General features: G+C 61.6%; 9 protein-coding genes. 2 read left to right on the top strand and 7 right to left on the bottom strand.

From position 1 onward, the window contains the following. Nucleotides 1-8: 8 nt before the first annotated feature. From PZL22_RS26670 to PZL22_RS26680, 3 genes are read right to left on the bottom strand one after another with little or no spacing between them, the layout of a single operon-like run. On the bottom strand, nt 9-2,261 hold the full coding sequence (locus tag PZL22_RS26670; protein WP_010968069.1) for a xanthine dehydrogenase family protein molybdopterin-binding subunit: 2,253 nt from the start codon (nt 2,259-2,261) through the stop codon (nt 9-11). 2 nt (nt 2,262-2,263) lie between these two features. Continuing rightward, a complete protein-coding gene (locus tag PZL22_RS26675; protein ID WP_127700808.1) occupies nt 2,264-2,740 on the bottom strand; it encodes a (2Fe-2S)-binding protein in 477 nt (158 codons plus the stop codon). Continuing rightward, a complete protein-coding gene (locus PZL22_RS26680; protein ID WP_010968071.1) occupies nt 2,740-3,600 on the bottom strand; it encodes an FAD binding domain-containing protein in 861 nt (286 codons plus the stop codon). Before PZL22_RS26680 ends, PZL22_RS26675 begins: the two co-directional genes overlap by 1 nt. A 648-nt stretch (nt 3,601-4,248) precedes the next feature. Between PZL22_RS26680 and PZL22_RS26685 the strand changes: the two genes are divergently transcribed. Further along, a protein-coding gene (locus PZL22_RS26685) for an IS630-like element ISRm2011-2 family transposase (RefSeq protein WP_284718781.1) occupies nt 4,249-5,195 on the top strand; the annotation gives its coding sequence in 2 pieces (ribosomal slippage) (nt 4,249-4,588 and nt 4,588-5,195; 948 coding nt in all). A gap of 644 nt (nt 5,196-5,839) precedes the next feature. Here PZL22_RS26685 and PZL22_RS26690 read toward each other — a convergent pair. From PZL22_RS26690 to PZL22_RS26705, 4 genes are all read right to left on the bottom strand, one after another. After that, nucleotides 5,840-7,687 carry a dipeptide ABC transporter ATP-binding protein gene (locus PZL22_RS26690; protein ID WP_164843121.1) on the bottom strand — a complete coding sequence of 616 codons (1,848 nt, stop codon included), beginning with the start codon at nt 7,685-7,687 and terminating at the stop codon, nt 5,840-5,842. After that, a complete protein-coding gene (locus tag PZL22_RS26695; RefSeq protein ID WP_015445407.1) occupies nt 7,684-8,526 on the bottom strand; it encodes an ABC transporter permease in 843 nt (280 codons plus the stop codon). The genes PZL22_RS26690 and PZL22_RS26695 overlap by 4 nt, the downstream gene beginning before the upstream one ends. Next, complete coding sequence (locus PZL22_RS26700) at nt 8,523-9,539, bottom strand: ABC transporter permease (protein ID WP_127701607.1); 1,017 nt, start codon at nt 9,537-9,539, stop codon at nt 8,523-8,525. Before PZL22_RS26700 ends, PZL22_RS26695 begins: the two co-directional genes overlap by 4 nt. A 237-nt stretch (nt 9,540-9,776) precedes the next feature. Beyond that, complete coding sequence (locus PZL22_RS26705; protein ID WP_010967238.1) at nt 9,777-11,381, bottom strand: ABC transporter substrate-binding protein; 1,605 nt, start codon at nt 11,379-11,381, stop codon at nt 9,777-9,779. Between the two features lie 457 nt (nt 11,382-11,838). Here PZL22_RS26705 and PZL22_RS26710 point away from each other — a divergent pair, with 457 nt between their 5' ends. Further along, nucleotides 11,839-14,961, top strand: a complete 3,123-nt coding sequence (locus PZL22_RS26710) for an ATP-binding protein (protein WP_234843025.1) — start codon at nt 11,839-11,841, stop codon at nt 14,959-14,961. The last annotated feature ends 185 nt before the right edge of the window (nt 14,962-15,146 follow it).

Consider the following 15,146-nt stretch of genomic DNA (forward strand, 5'->3'; position numbering starts at 1 on the left):
GGTCCTCCTTACGCTTCGAGCGCTGCCAGGATCCGCGGCGGCGACATGGGAATATGCAGCATCCGCACGCCGACCGCATTCGACACGGCATTGGCCACCGCTGCAAGCGGAGGGACGATGGACGTTTCCCCGACGCCCCTGACCCCATAGGGGTGGTTGGGATTCGGAATCTCCAGGATCTGCGTGTCTATCATAGGCAGATCCGAGCACACCGGGATACGGTAGTCGAGGAAGCCCGCATTTTGCAGCCGGCCGTCGTTGCCGTAGATATATTCTTCGTTGAGTGCCCAGCCGATGCCCTGCGCAGCGCCGCCCTGGTACTGTCCTTCGACATAGGTCGGATGCACGGCTTTGCCGGCATCCTGCACCACGGTGTAGCGCAGCACCTTGGTGGCCCCGGTTTCGGGGTCGACCTCGATATCGCAGATATGGGTGGCGAAGGATACGCCGGCGCCGTCGGCGACGATCTCACTGTGACCCGCAATCGGGCCGCCCGTGGTGCCCGATGCCGCGGCAATCTCCTTCAGAGACAGTTTCGGAAGGTTTCCGTGCGTCTCGCCCTTGGCGACGGCATGGCCCTTTTCCCAGGTCACGTCCTCGACCGGAATGTCCCACATCTGTGCCGCCCGCTCTCGGAGAATCTTGATAGCGTTGCGGGCAGCAGAAATGGTGGCCATCGACGACGAGAACGTTCCTCGGCTGCCATCGGTCATGTCATTGTAGCCGAGACTGGACGTGTCGGCGATCACCGTTCTGACCTGCGAATAGTCGATCCCGAGCTCCTCTGCGGCCACCAGCGACAGCGATGCGCGCGAACCGCCCACATCCACCGTGCCAACCGCGAGCGATACTGTGCCATCCATCCCGATGTTGAGATCGGTACACGTCTGGCCCCCGAAGTTGAACCAAAACCCACATGCCATGCCGCGCCCCTGGTTCCTGCCAAGGGGTGCCTTCATGTGAGGATGGTTCTTCACGGCCTCCAGTGTCGGGCCGATGCCGATCGGGCCGTAGACTGGACCGTAGGATGCCTTGGTTCCCTCCTGTGCCGCGTTCCGGATCCGGAAATCGATCGGATTCATGCCGACCTTCTTGGCAAGTTCATCGATGGCGCTTTCCACTGCAAACGCCGCCATCGGCGCCGAAGGCGCGCGATATGCCGCGGTCTTCGGCCGGTTCACCAGCACCTCATAGCCGACCGTCCTGACATTCTCGAGCTTGTAGCAGGCGAATGCGGTCATGGCGCCAACCTCCGCCCATGCTCCGGCATAGGGGCCGCAGGAATAGCGCAGCGTCGCATCGGCGGCGATGATCGTTCCGTCCTTCAATGCGCCGATCTTCACGTCGATCGACGTGGCGCTTGTTGGGCCGGAGGCGCGAAACACTTCGTCGCGCGTCATCACCAGCTTGACCGGCCTGCCCGCCTTGCGCGACAGTGCGAGCGCGACAGGCTCGGCCCAGACATGGGTCTTGCCGCCGAAGCCTCCGCCGATTTCCGACGACGTCACGCGCAGTTTGGAGGCATCCATGCCGAGCAGTTGTGCGCAATGCTGGCGATAGACAAAGTGACCCTGGGTGCAAACCCATAGGTCCGCTGTGCCGTCCGAACTGACACTTGCGACGCAGGCGTGAGGTTCGATATAGCCCTGGTGCGTCTGTTCGGTCTTGAATGTCCGTTCGACGACGAAATCGGCCCTTGCCATCCCGGCATCGACGTCGCCATGCCCGAACTGGCTCCGCATTGAGACATTCGAAGGGCGATCCGGCTTGGGATCGACGCCTGTTGTGAAGATCGTGTCGTTGATGAGCGGAGCATCCGGCGCGAACGCCTGGTCAACATCGGTAACGTGCGGCAGGAGTTCATACTCGACTTCGATGAGCTTGAGCGCCTGCTTGGCGGTTCGCGCATCGATTGCTGCCACGGCGGCCACGGCGTGGCCGTCGTAGAGCGCCTTCTTGCGCGCCATGCAGTTGTCGAGAATGTCATACATCGCCGCGTCACCATCTGTGAGGTCGGGCAGGTCCGCCGCCGTCAAAACCGCCTTGACGCCAGGAAGTTGCGCGGCCTTCAACGTGTCGATCTTGCGAATGATGGCATGCGCGTGCGGGCTGCGCAAAATCCGTCCGACCAACTGGCCTGGCATGTTGAAGTCCGCGCCGTAGCGCGCGCGGCCCGTTACCTTATCGACTCCATCCGGCCGGATGGGTCGAGTGCCCACGGAGGAGAAGCTGCGTTTCGAGTGGCTGGGATCAAAATTCATGGTCAAGCTCCTCTCATGACGCCTGCTGCGTCCTGAACGGCGCGCACGATCTTGTCGTAGCCGGTGCAACGACAGAGATTTCCGGCAAGGCCGAAGCGTATTTGCTCTTCGGTCGGATCCGGATTCTTCGACAGCAGATCCTTTGCGGCAATGAGGAAGCCGGGTGTGCAGATGCCACATTGCAAGGCGGCATGCTCGAGAAACTTCTGTTGCAGCGGATGAAGCTGGTCACCCTGAGCCATGCCCTCGACGGTTTCGATGCGCCGGCCTTCCGCCTCTGCCCCAAGCACGAGACAGGAGCAGACCAGCCGATCGTCGAGAATGATGCTGCAGGCGCCGCAGTCGCCCGTTCCGCAGCCTTCCTTCGCTCCCATGAGCCCCAGGCGATCACGCAACACGTCAAGCAGCGTCTCGTCGGCGTGACAGAGAAACTCGGCGTTGTCGCTATTGATGTTCGTTGAAACTGCTATGCCTGCCATCATTCCAGTCCTGCACGCTGATAGGCGGCCAGTGCGACCCGCTTGGCCAGCACTCCCGCGACTTTCCTTCGGAATTCCACAGTGCCTCGCTTGTCGTCTATGGGACGACAGGCGCCTGAACAGGCCGCGGCCAGGCGGTCAAGCGTCTTGTCGTCGACGCGGGAACCAGTGAGGATTTCGGCCGCTTCCTCGACCAGAAGCACCGTCGGCGCCGCCGCGCCAAGCGCGACGCGCGCCGATTGGACGACACCCTGATCATCAAGAGTGAGCTTCACCGCGGCACTGACGACCGCAATATCCATCTCGGTGCGTGGCGTGAACCGTTGATAGGCGTCGCCCGAACGCGGCTGCCGCTTGTCGAGCAGAATGGCCTCGATGATCTCGCCCGGCGCAAGCGACGTCTTGCCCGGCCCCACCGGCACCATTTCGACAGCGATCGTGCGGGAGCCGGCCGGCCCCCTGATCAGAGCCTCTGCACCGGCCGCCAGCAGCGCGGGCACGCTGTCGGCCGCAGGCGATGCGTTGCAGAGATTTCCGACGATGGTGCAACGCCCCTGCACTTGCTTGGAACCGATGAGATTAGCGCCTTCCACCACGCCGGGCCACGCCCGCCGGAGCGCTGCATTCTCGCCGAGGACCGCGCAAGGCACCGCAGCGCCGATGACGAAACCATCCTCGCTTTCAGTTATGTGTCTCAGGGCGTCTATAGCTTTGATGTCGATGATGAGCTCGGGTTCGATGAAGCCCCCCTTCATTCTCACCAGCAGATCACTTCCGCCGGCCAGAACGGCTGCCTTGCCTGACGCTTCCGCCAAAAGACCAACGGCATCTTCTATTGAACTAGGACGAATATAGCGCAAAAGAACCCTCCTCTTTATGCATTGGGGGACACGCTAAACCCGCAGACCCAAGTGTGTCGAGCGATCTTCCGCATCACGCTATGAACTGCGCTGTTTGGTTGCAAGCCGAGTTCTGCCTTCCAGTTCGATTAGCCGGGTCCCGACGCATAGTTCAGCGGTCCACTCCAGGTGTCTTAATGTTCTGAACCTGCCCAACGCTAGCCTGCCTGATAGGGTATGGCACTGCGCTGGGAAGCGACGGCCAGCACCAACAGCTGAATAGAATGAAATAGCATCAACGGGAGAATAATAAGGGCTATCTCGGCTGTATCGAAAAGAATGCCAGCCAAGGCAGCCCGGTCGCGTGGCTCTTGGTTCCCGACGGCCCGGAAGGCAAAACTGGGCCTGTTTGATGCCAGGCTGGGCGGCGGCCAAGCCGCGATTAGGCCGATCTCCTATCAGCAGATCATCGAGATCGCTCGCCAGGTGGGGCTGGATCAGCTTTGCACCGATCTTTCCGAGTGGGTCGGCGAAAAAATCACGAGGGTCTCATCGCGGCGCCGTCGCCATCCGCTAGAGCGGGATGCATTTAGGCGGAATCGGAAAGGGGATTCCTTTTTCTGCGCAAATCAGATTCACCATTCAGGCCGGTGAAGGAGGCCGGCCTTTATGGCGAGACCTTTTTCGAATGATCTTCGGGAACGCGTTGTCGATGCGGTGACGGGCGAGGGCCTATCGTGCCGGGCAGCGGCCAAGCGCTTCGGCATCGGCATCAGCACCGCGATCGATTGGGTGCGGCGGTTTCGCGAGACGGGCAGCGCCGCACCCGGCCAGATGGGTGGGCACAAGCCCCGCAAGCTTTCCGGTCCGCACCGGGCTTGGCTGCTTTGCCGCTGCCGCGAGCGCGACTTCACGCTGCACGGACTTGTCGCCGAGTTGAGCGAGCGCGGCCTGAAGGTGGATTATCGCGCCGTCTGGACCTTCGTGCACGAAGAGGGGTTGAGTTATAAAAAAAGACGCTGGTCGCCAGCGAACGGGAGCGGCCCGACGTCGCCCGCCACCGGGCACGATGGCTGAAGCACTGCCCCGGAATTGATCCCGCCCGCCTCGTTTTCATCGATGAGACCTGGACGAAGACGAACATGGCGCCGCTGCGGGGCTGGGCGCCTCGCGGCGAACGACTGGTGGGCTACGCCCCCTTCGGCCATTCGAACACCATGACCTTTGTCGCCGCACTCAGGGCCGACCGCGTCAGCGCTCCCTTTATCCTCGATGGCCCGATCAATGGCGAACGCTTCCGCATCTATGTCCAGCAAGTTCTGGTGCCGGAACTCAAAGCCGGCGACATCGTCATCCTGGACAATCTCGGCTCCCATAAGGGTCAGGAGATCCGCGCCGCCATCCGTAAGGCCGGCGCCCGCCTGTTCTTTCTGCCGAAATATTCCCCCGATCTCAATCCGATCGAAAAGCTCTTCGCCAAAATCAAGCACTGGTTGCGTGAGGCACAGGCCAGATCACGCGACGCAATCCATGACGAACTGCGCCACATTCTCCAAGCCGTCACCCCACAGGAATGCGCAGCCTACTTCAAAGAGGCGGGATATGAACGGGCTTAAATACATACAGCTCTAGCAGATTGCAGCGGTTCGCTTATCACTCCCTTAATTTCCGATCTTCACAACCCGCCCCTGCACCCGCATCGGTTCCGGTCGATACATTATGCGACTTGAACGCACAGAACGGGAAGATCCTCGAAACAAGCTGTGCACAGGGCTCGTGAAGAACGGCTCTCTTCGACCCGTTGCAGACCTCAGTATCGATCACCTCGAAGGGCAGCAGTTGTTTCGAAAGCCGCCATCAACAGCCACGCAGATAAAGACCCGAGGTTTGGGGCTCGGCTAGTCGCTACCAACGCACATAAGACCTTTCACCCGGCAGCGACTGAGAGCGTAATACTCCCGCTGCGCTCCAAACTCGCAATCGTTCGGCGTGCTCGCGAGATTGTCCGCCTCTGCCAGAATCTCCTTCGCTCCATTCCGGCCGCAATAGCCGTTTTCAATTCGACGCTGGGCTAAGCGAACGCGTCTGATTGCCAGTTCCGCCCCGTTTGCGACTATGCGACTTCGTTCGGCAAGATCGGCTCTTGGCGCATCGTGCCCATTCCGACTATGAGACGCGCTTGTGCGGAGGTTAGCGCCGTCAACGGTATGGACCAGCTCGCGAAACTCGAACCCTCGCCGAAGCGCGGTGGACAGTTGCGTCAGGGGGCACGTTGAATGGCCGAGCGTACGATTGATTCGATGAGACGGCGTGTATACGGGTGCTGCGGGTTAGAGATGACCCGCTCCGTCGGCCCCTCCTCGACGATCTCGCCAAGATAGAGGACATAAATGCGCTCGGCGATCTGGCGGACGACAGCGAGGTCGTGCGTAATGAAGAGATATGAGAGCTCGTGCTCAACTTGCAGGCGCCTGAATAGATTGAGCACCTGCGCCTGCACCGAGACGTCAAGGGCAGATACTGGTTCGTCGCAAACGAGAATTGCCGGTTTGACAGCAAGCGCGCGTGCGATGGCGACTCGCTGGCGCTCGCCGCCTGAGAGCGACGCCGGACGGCGCGTGGCGTACGCGGCAGACAAGCCGACTTCCGCCAGCAGCGATGCGATCCGTTCCTGTGGCGCTGGGCTTGGAGCGCCCGCCGACGCCCCGAGCGCTTCGCGCAGGGCCTGCCCGACGCTATGCTTGGGATTTAGTGTCGAATACGGATCCTGGAAGATCATCTGAATCGTTCGCCTAACGCGGTCGCGGTCCGCCTTCGCCATGGCGCCGAAATCCGCTGCCGCGATGCCGTTGATGCGGATGTCGCCGTCAGTCGGGGTTTCGAGGCCAACGAGGCAGCGCCCGATTGTGGTCTTGCCCGAGCCAGATTCGCCGACGAGGCCGACGCTTTCCCCCGCCATAATGTGTAGCGATACGTCCCTGATCGCGCAGATCGGACGGCCCCGCCTTCCCGCGAATGTCTTGACGAGCGCGTCAACGTGAACGAGCGCCCCTGCGGTTCCCCCCCGCCGCGGCGTTACCGGCGTCGCCGAGAGCGTCGCCGAGCGCAGAGCGTCGAGTTCTCCCTGAATCTCGTCCTGACGGATACATGCAGTGAACCGGCTCGCATCGCGAGCGGCCAGCGACGGCTTGCCGGCGCGGCAAATCTGCTTCGCCCACTCGCAGCGGTCGGCAAAACCACAGCTGTCGATAACATCGGCCGCGCGCGGCACGGAGCCCCGGATCGCGACCAGCCGAGGCACGCGAATATCGACCGGCGGTTCCGAGAGCAGAAGCCCCAAGGTGTAAGGATGGAACGGCTGACGCTCGACAGCTGCGGCGTCCCCGACTTCGAGCATTGAGCCGGCGTAGAGCACATAGATGCGCTGGCAGGTCGAGAACGCGAGTCGCAGGTTGTGGGTAATGAGAATGACGGCCATGTTTCGTTCGCGCTGGATACGACGCAGGAGCTTAATGATCTCCGCCTGAGTCGTTACGTCGAGTGCCGTCGAGGGCTCATCGGCAATGAGCAGCTCCGGGTCGCGAGCAAGAGCCGCGGCAAGTGCGACGCGCTGGCACATGCCCCCAGACAGCTGGAATGGCATGCGGCGTGCAACATCCTCGTCGACTATGCCGACTTCTGCGAGACGTCTTTTAACCTCATCCGCTCTTACGGCGCGCGAGGCGAATTCGGGCCGGTCGCGCAGCATCTCGTCTATGTGGTCGCCGCTTCGCATGAGCGGATTCAGCATCGTGAACGGATCCTGCATAAGCATCGACACGCGAGACCCGCGGATCGTGCGAAGTTCCCTCTCAGCAAGCCGCATCAGGGGGACGCCGTCGAGCGTGACGGCGCCTTTGGCATTGATGCCTGGCGGCAGGATGCCGACGATTGCCCGTGCCGTAAGCGATTTTCCGGACCCGGATTCGCCGACAATCGCAATGGTCTCGCCCCGTTCCACTACGATTTCCAAGGGCAGCGTGATGGGCACGTCACCGTGCGAGATCGCTAACCCCTCCACCTTGAGGAGCGGACTTTCCTGGCCTTCGCGCGCCACGGCCGTGTTCACTTTGAAAACCGCTCGAACAGCCAGTCGCCGACGAGGTTCATGCTGACCGCGGTAAGGATGATCATTCCTGCAGGCAGGAGCAGCGCAGCCGGATTGGAGAAGAGGATAGTACGGTTCTCGAAGAGCATCCGACCCCAGTCGGGGGTCCCGGGCTCGACGCCGAGCCCGAGGAACGACAGCCCGGCGAGATTGACCAGCGCGAAGGCAAAGTCAAGAACTACATACGCGAGGATAATCGGCGCGATGTTTGGGAGGATGTGCACGAACAGAATACGCGTCTTCGATATGCCGAGAGTGCGCGCTGCGTCGATGTAAGCAAGCGGTCGCTGTTCGAGGACCGCGCTCCGCACGATGCGCGTATCGGGGGCGGTGAAAAGGACGACCAGCACGAGAACGGCGGTCCAGTATCCGCCTCCCACAACGCCGACCACGACGATCGCCACGAGGGGGCCAGGCAACGCAAACATAAAATCCACCCAGCGCATGATCGCCGAATCGACCAGACCGCCGAGATAGCCCGAAAGAAGGCCCAGCAGGGTTGAGATCGCGAATGCTCCGGCGGCGACAACAACTGGTCCGGCCAAGGCCGTTCTCGCACCGTAGATCACGCGCGAAAGTACATCGCGGCCGAGTAGATCCGTCCCGGCAATGTGGTCTTGGGAAGGCGGCGTGTCGCCGACCCCAAGACGTTGGAGGAACGGCGAATCGGGGGCGATCCTTTCCCCAAGGACGGCGCAGATCACCACCGCTGCAATAATCAGCGCAGCAAAGAGAACGACCACTGGTACGGGCAATGGCTGCTTCCTCCGTCGTGTCTCGCCGATGGCTGGAGCGCTCATGAGCCGACTCTGCCGAAACGGATGCGCGGATCGATAAGCGTATAGATCACGTCGACCGCAAGGTTGACCAGCACGACGAAGGCGGAAAAAAGCAGGGTGATCCCTTGGATCGTCGGAATGTCGCGCTTCTGGACCGCATCGATCATCAGAGCGCCAAGACCTGGCAACGAAAAGGTTACCTCGACGTAGATCGCGCCGGCCAGGATTCCGATGACTATCAGCCCTGCGGCCGTGATCACGGGAATGAGAGAGTTCCTGAGCACGTACGCAAGCAAAATACGACGCGAGCTCACTCCGCGCGCTCGCGCAAACGTGACGTAGTCTCGGGCCAGCTCCTCGATGACTGCCGCGCGCGTGATTTTGACGACGATCGCCATGGTCGAGGCCGCAAGGGCAAGCGCTGGAAGTGCCAGGTGCCAGGCACGGTCGAGGAATCCCGTTCCCGCACCGAAGGTCGGGAACCAATGCAGCAGCACACCGAAGACATAGAGAAAGAAAATGCCGGTGACGAAGGCCGGAGAGCTAATGCCAAAAACACTGAACATGACGACCGTCCGGTCGAGCCCCGTGCCACGACGGAAGGCGGCGAGCGCGCCCAGCAGGATACCGAGGCCGAGAACAAGGGTAGTGCTCATCAAGCTGAGGAAGATGGTAACGCCGAGCCGATCCGCAATTGTGCTCGTCACCGAGCGGTTGCCCAGGATCGAGACGCCGAGGTCGCCTCGGATCACCTGCGACAGCCACGTCCCATACTGCACGAGCAATGAATCGTCCAAATGGTAACGCGCGCGGATGGCTGCGAGCGTTGCCGGGTCTGAAGCGCGCGCGCCAAGCAGGGAGCTCACCGGGTCGCCAGGTGCTATGTGAATCAGGGCGAAGACGCCGAAGGAGATTATAAGGAGGAGTGGGATCGTCACGGCTAAACGTCGAGTGATGAAGACGACGAGGCTCGAGCCCCCATTGGCGCCACCCGAGATAGCGGTCAAACCCGTCGATGGAGCGGCTCGATGCATCTTGCTGGTGCTCCCGTTCGCGTACGGCGCGGAAAGACGGCTCGCTCCGACGCTACACCCGGTCCAAGGAGCTCCGCACATCGTTTCCAGCCCCAGCTGAGACAGGTGCACCGGTTCCTGTCTATGAACTGTAGTTCGGCCACGTTGTCTAGTCGAGCCGAGTAGTTGCCGAACGCCGAGCATTCGCTGCGACGCAAACGAGGAAAATGGGCGGCCGCCTACTTGCGCACCATCTCTCTATTTCGGGCCGAAACCTCGCATGGCCCATGGGATACTGTACCAGAAAGCGTTGTACCCGGTGAGCTTATATTTGTTGTTGATTGCCATGGCCGAGGCAGGCCAGAAGATGGGCACGACAGCGACTTCCTCGTTGGCGATCGTGAACACTTTCTTCAGCGCGTCGGCACGCGCTTTCGGGTCGGCGTTCTCGTTGGCGATCTTCAGTTTCGCATCAACTTCCCGGTTGTTGAAGTTCGAGCCGTTCATGCCGCCCTTCTCAGCATTCGCACTTGAGAAGAAGAGGGAGGGGTAGTTGGCCGCGTCGGCGAAGTCGGGATAGTACGCCATGATCTGCATTCCCAGTTTGTCATGAGTGACGTAGTTCGTGAACCACGTGTTATTGTCGCTCTCTTGGATGTGTGCGCGGATACCAATCTGCTTTAGGTTCTCCGTCACCGACTGCAGGATGTTGACCATGTAAGGATCTGCGGTCGATGCCGGGATGGTGACGTCAAAACCGTCGGGATGGTTGGACTGCGCAAGCTCGGCCTTCGCCTTGTTCAAGTCGAACGCATAGTTCGGCAATAGCGTAGCGTAGAAGGCGCGAACCTCGTCAGGGGGCAGCACTCCCGACCAGATTTCGGGCGGGTTTAATGCCGTCGCCGCCTCGCCGTTGCCCTTGAGGAGTGCCTGGACCAGGCCGTTCCGATCCACCGAATAGGCAACGGCACGACGCACATGGATATCGTCGAAGGGTGGCGCCGAATGGTCCAGAGTCAGCAAATATACGCCTAGCGACGGCGCGGCGACCACGTCGACGTTTCCTAGCGCCTTCCACTGGTCGATGTCGGAGATGGCGAGATCGAAAGTACCGTCGATCTCGCCTTGCTGCATGGCAAGAAGCCGAGCCGGGCGGTCCGGAATCGCCTTGAACGTGATCCGTTTAACGGCTGGCTTCGGTCCGGAGTAGTCGTCGCGGGCTTCGAGGATGACACGATCTGTCGGAACGAATTCAACAAGCTTGTAGGCGCCAGTCCCAAGCGGGAGAGCCTCGGGCGTTCCGATGTTCTTGTCCGCGAGCTGTTCCTTCTTGAACACAAAACCCGCCATATGGGCGGGCGTAAAGGCGAACTGCACGTTCGGTGCCTTCAATTTGACGGTCACCTCATCGGGAGCCGTCGCCTCTACCGTCGCCACCGAATTGTAGAACGAAGCGAGCTGTGAGGGGGAATCCGGGCTCATGTGATATTTGAACGTGGCGACAATATCATCAGCGGCGAGCGGACTTCCGTCGCCAAATTTGACGCCGCCCCGAAGGTGATACTTTATCGTCGTCGGATCGACCTCTTCCCATCTGTCGGCCAATGCGGTTTCAAGACCGAGATCCTCGCCGAAGCCTAGCAGTCCTTCCTGGACGAGCGACATGATCGCTCCAGTATACGTCGTCCAAGCATGCGGAATGAAAAGAGTATCGGGGATGCTAGGCAGCGCCCACGTGACCAATTCAATCTGCTCGGCTGCCTTTGCCGCCCGCGCGATCACGAAGGTTCCCGTGACGGAGACGAAGGCGGCATGCGCCATTCCAGCGGCTAAAATGCTGCGCCGTGTAAACTCGATTGCCATTTGCCCCTCCCGTTGGTGAAATCCTAACGAACACGCTGACTGAATTTTACGGAGTCCGCAATCAATGTCGCTGTGCAAAGGAGGAAGCCGTCGACGGCGACCACAGGCCAAACTTGGCCGCAAGCCACGTCGGCGAGGGCGAACCAGCGGGTTCTGAAACGTAGCATCGAGGTAGATACTGCATGGGTGCAGGGTCAGTCTAATGAGATCATGATCGCCTTCCCATTGGTTAGTAGTGAGGAGGCTTCTGGTCTATCCGCCTCGGCGGGCGCTTCTCAGGCACGGGGACGGCTGGAGCGCTGAGGCAACAGGTGCTAGCATACTCCAAAGCCCAGAACAGATCGAAGCCTCACATGGAGTTCAATAATCCGGACTCCAGGCTGAAGCGACGCGAGTTGGAGGGATGGCGGTGATCAGACGACCGAGTCGAAGTCTTACCCCAACCGAGGAAATTGCGTTGGCTAGGCCCGAGCCTCCGGCAGAAGACGTTCGGAAGACGATAACAATTCTCATCGCCGACATCGTAGATTCATCGCGCCTTAGCCTCACCCTGGATCCGGAAGCACTCCGGGAACTCTTCGCCCGATACTTTGACGAGATGACCTCCACCATCCAGAGGCACGGTGGAGTTGTGGATCGATACGTCGGTGACGAGATCCTGGCCGTATTTGGCGTGCCAACGCTTCACGAGGATGACGCCCTACGGGCCGTGTCCGCGGCTGTCGACATGCGCGACACACTGGCTAGGCTCAACCATGAGTTTGAGACGGGTTGGGGCGTTCAGCTGGCTCATCGGATTGGGCTCAACACCGGGGAGGTTTTTACCGGCATCGACAGATGGGGACATCGATTTCTCACTGGCGAAGCTGTGCGTGTTGCCAAGCGTCTCCAGGAGGCCGCGGCGGCCAACGAGATCTTGATGGGAGAAGCAACCCACAAGCTGGTTCGCCATGCCGTTGTTGTAGAGTCCAGCAGCCCGCGCGCGGTCAAACATGGCGAAACGTTCCCCGCCATCATCGTGTTAACGGTCATCGCCAGAACCACCGGTTTTCAGCGCCGCTTCGACACGCCATTCGTCGGACGCAAGCGCCAGCTTGCGATGATCAGCACTTTATTAGGTGACTTCGTCAGCAATAGAACCTGCCACCTGTTGACTGTGCTAGGCGAGGCCGGGGTGGGAAAATCGCGGCTTGTTTCGGAAGTCGCAGGAAACCTTGCGAGGGAGATGACTGTCGCGCACGGCCGGTGCCTGCCATACGGCGACGGGATTACCTACTGGCCGCTTGCGGACATTGTCCGGGAGATCTTCCGGGCTGGGGGCGGCGACTCCGGCAAGCTTTCCGTGGCGGCGATTGCGGAAGTCCTCGCCGGAGTCGACAAAGCCAAACTCATCGCCGAGCGCATAGCTGGATTGCTCGGGTTCGGCGCGGGAGATCCAGGCACCCGTGAAGAGACTTTCTGGGCCGTCCGGCGACTTTTCGAGGTATTCGCACGAGAACGGCCGGTGGTGATCGTGGTGGAAGACCTTCACTGGGCCGACCCGACATTGCTAGATTTCATCGAGCATCTCGTCGATTTCTCTCACGGTTTCCCAATCATGATTGTCGCCACTGCACGACCAGAATTGCTCGATACGCGGCCCGGTTGGGGAGGTGGAACGCCAAATGCGACGACAATCGCGCTCGAACCGCTGAGTGAGGCAGAGTCCCGCGACATGGTCCTGAACCTGCTCCACCGGCTCCCGCTATCACCCGCGGTCGAGTTGATGATCACACGCGCCGTTGGCGGTAACCCGCTGTTTGCGGAAGAGCTCGTGGCAATGCTCGTTGATGAAGAGCTACTTAGGCGCAATGAGGACTGCTGGGTCGCTCGCGAGGATCTTTCCGAGCTGCCGGTCCCCTCTACAATTATCGCGCTTCTGGCTGCCCGCCTCGAGGGCCTTACGTCCCAAGAACGCGCTATCCTGACGGCCGCAGCGGTCGAGGGCGCAGTATTCCATCGGAGCGCGGTCGACGAGCTCGCCCGCCCCGCGCCTGAGGCACTTGGGGACGGCTTGCTCTCACTCGTCCGCCGGGATCTAATCCGCCCGGAGGCGCCGTCGTTTGTCGGCGAGGAGACCTATCGCTTCCGCCACGACATGATCCGCGAGGCCGCATATCGCTCACTGCCGAAGAACGCGCGCGCAGACCTGCATGAGCGCTTCGCCTCCTGGCTCGAGATTACGGCCAAGGAACGGCTACGCGAGTTCGAGGAGGTTGTCGGCTATCACCTCGAACAGGCCTTTCAGTACCGCATCGCGCTTGGCCCGCGTGGGGCGCGCGCGGCATCGCTCGCGGCCCGGGCGTGCGAACGGCTGGAGGCAGCTGGGCGGCGGGCGCTTGTCCGCAGCGACCTGTCAGCGGCGATCAGCCTACTCGAGCGGGTTTCCCGACTGCTACTCGCGGATGATCCACGGCGGATCGCACTGCTCGCCGAGCTGAGCGGCGCGCTGATCGAAAGCGGCCGGCTAGACGATGCCGGGCGCGTGCTGGAAGAGGCGGGCGGGCTCGCTGGCGCGGCCATGGACCGGCGGCTGGCAGCGCACGTGCGCGTCCAGCGGCAGTTCCTCCGACTTCTCCACGGCGAAGAGGGTGGCCTGGAGAAGGCGGCACAGGCTGCGGCCGAGGTGATCCCGGTCTTCGAGGGCTTCGGGGACGACCTCGGCCTGTGCCGCGCACGGCGGCTTGAGGCGTGGCTATTTTTTAACGGGGCTCGCGGCGAGGCCGCCGCCGCAGCGTGGGAGCGCGCGGCTGCCCACGCGCGACGGGCTGGGAATCTGCACGAGTACTACGAGATTCTCACGTGGATCGCCTCCTCGCTCTGGTTTGGGCCCACCCCGGCCGCCGAAGGAATCCGTCGTTGCGAGGCGATGCGCGCCGAGGTAGGCGAAAGCCTCGAGTCCGAGGCAGCGATCCTACGCCAGCTCGCATGCCTCAATGCGGTTGTCGGCCGCTTCGCGATTGCCCGCGAACTGATCGCGGCGAGCAACGCCACCTACGCAGACCTCGGCCTTACGCTTTACGTGGCGTCCTCCGAGCACGAGGCCGTTGTCGAGCTGCTTGCCGGTAACCCGGCTGCGGCCGAGAGGAGCGCGCGCGCGGCGTATCGCGCGCTCGAGGAGATGGGCGAACGCGCGTTCCGTTCGACGATGGCCGCGTCCCTCGCCGTGGTGATTCTCGAACAGGGACGCGATGAGGAGGCCGAGGACTTTGCTAAACTCAGCGCCCAACTGGCTTCGAGCGGTGACTTGGTAACGCAGGTTCGTTGGCGCCGTGTGCGCGCACGTGTGCTCGCACGGCGGGCAGAAATTTCAGCAGCGGAGGCGCTCGCGCGCGAGGCATTGGAGATCGCCGAAAAGACCGACTTCATCAACGACCGGGCGGATGCACTGGTCGACCTGTCGCATGTGCTCGAGGCCTCTCGCCGACGCGACGAGGCGGTCGCCGCTGCGACCGGAGCGGTGCATCTCTACGAACTGAAGGGAAACGTGGTCGCCGCGGCAGCAACCAGGCTCCGCCTAGGCAAACTCGTCGCGATGTGACATTGTTAGCGGGGCGAGAGGCGGGCGCAAGGGGTACCGCCGGAAGGTGTCCGACGAAGCCGCTTCGTCATAGCCGGCGTGTCTAAGCTGGAAGAGCGCTAACCTCATGCACCGGCAGCTCTCCGAACATTCTATTTAATTCCCAAGTTGTTGAGGGCCCCTTCCCATTAGCTGAGGATGCTACT

The organism is Ensifer meliloti (assembly GCF_030064585.1).
Taxonomy (GTDB): domain Bacteria; phylum Pseudomonadota; class Alphaproteobacteria; order Rhizobiales; family Rhizobiaceae; genus Sinorhizobium; species Sinorhizobium meliloti.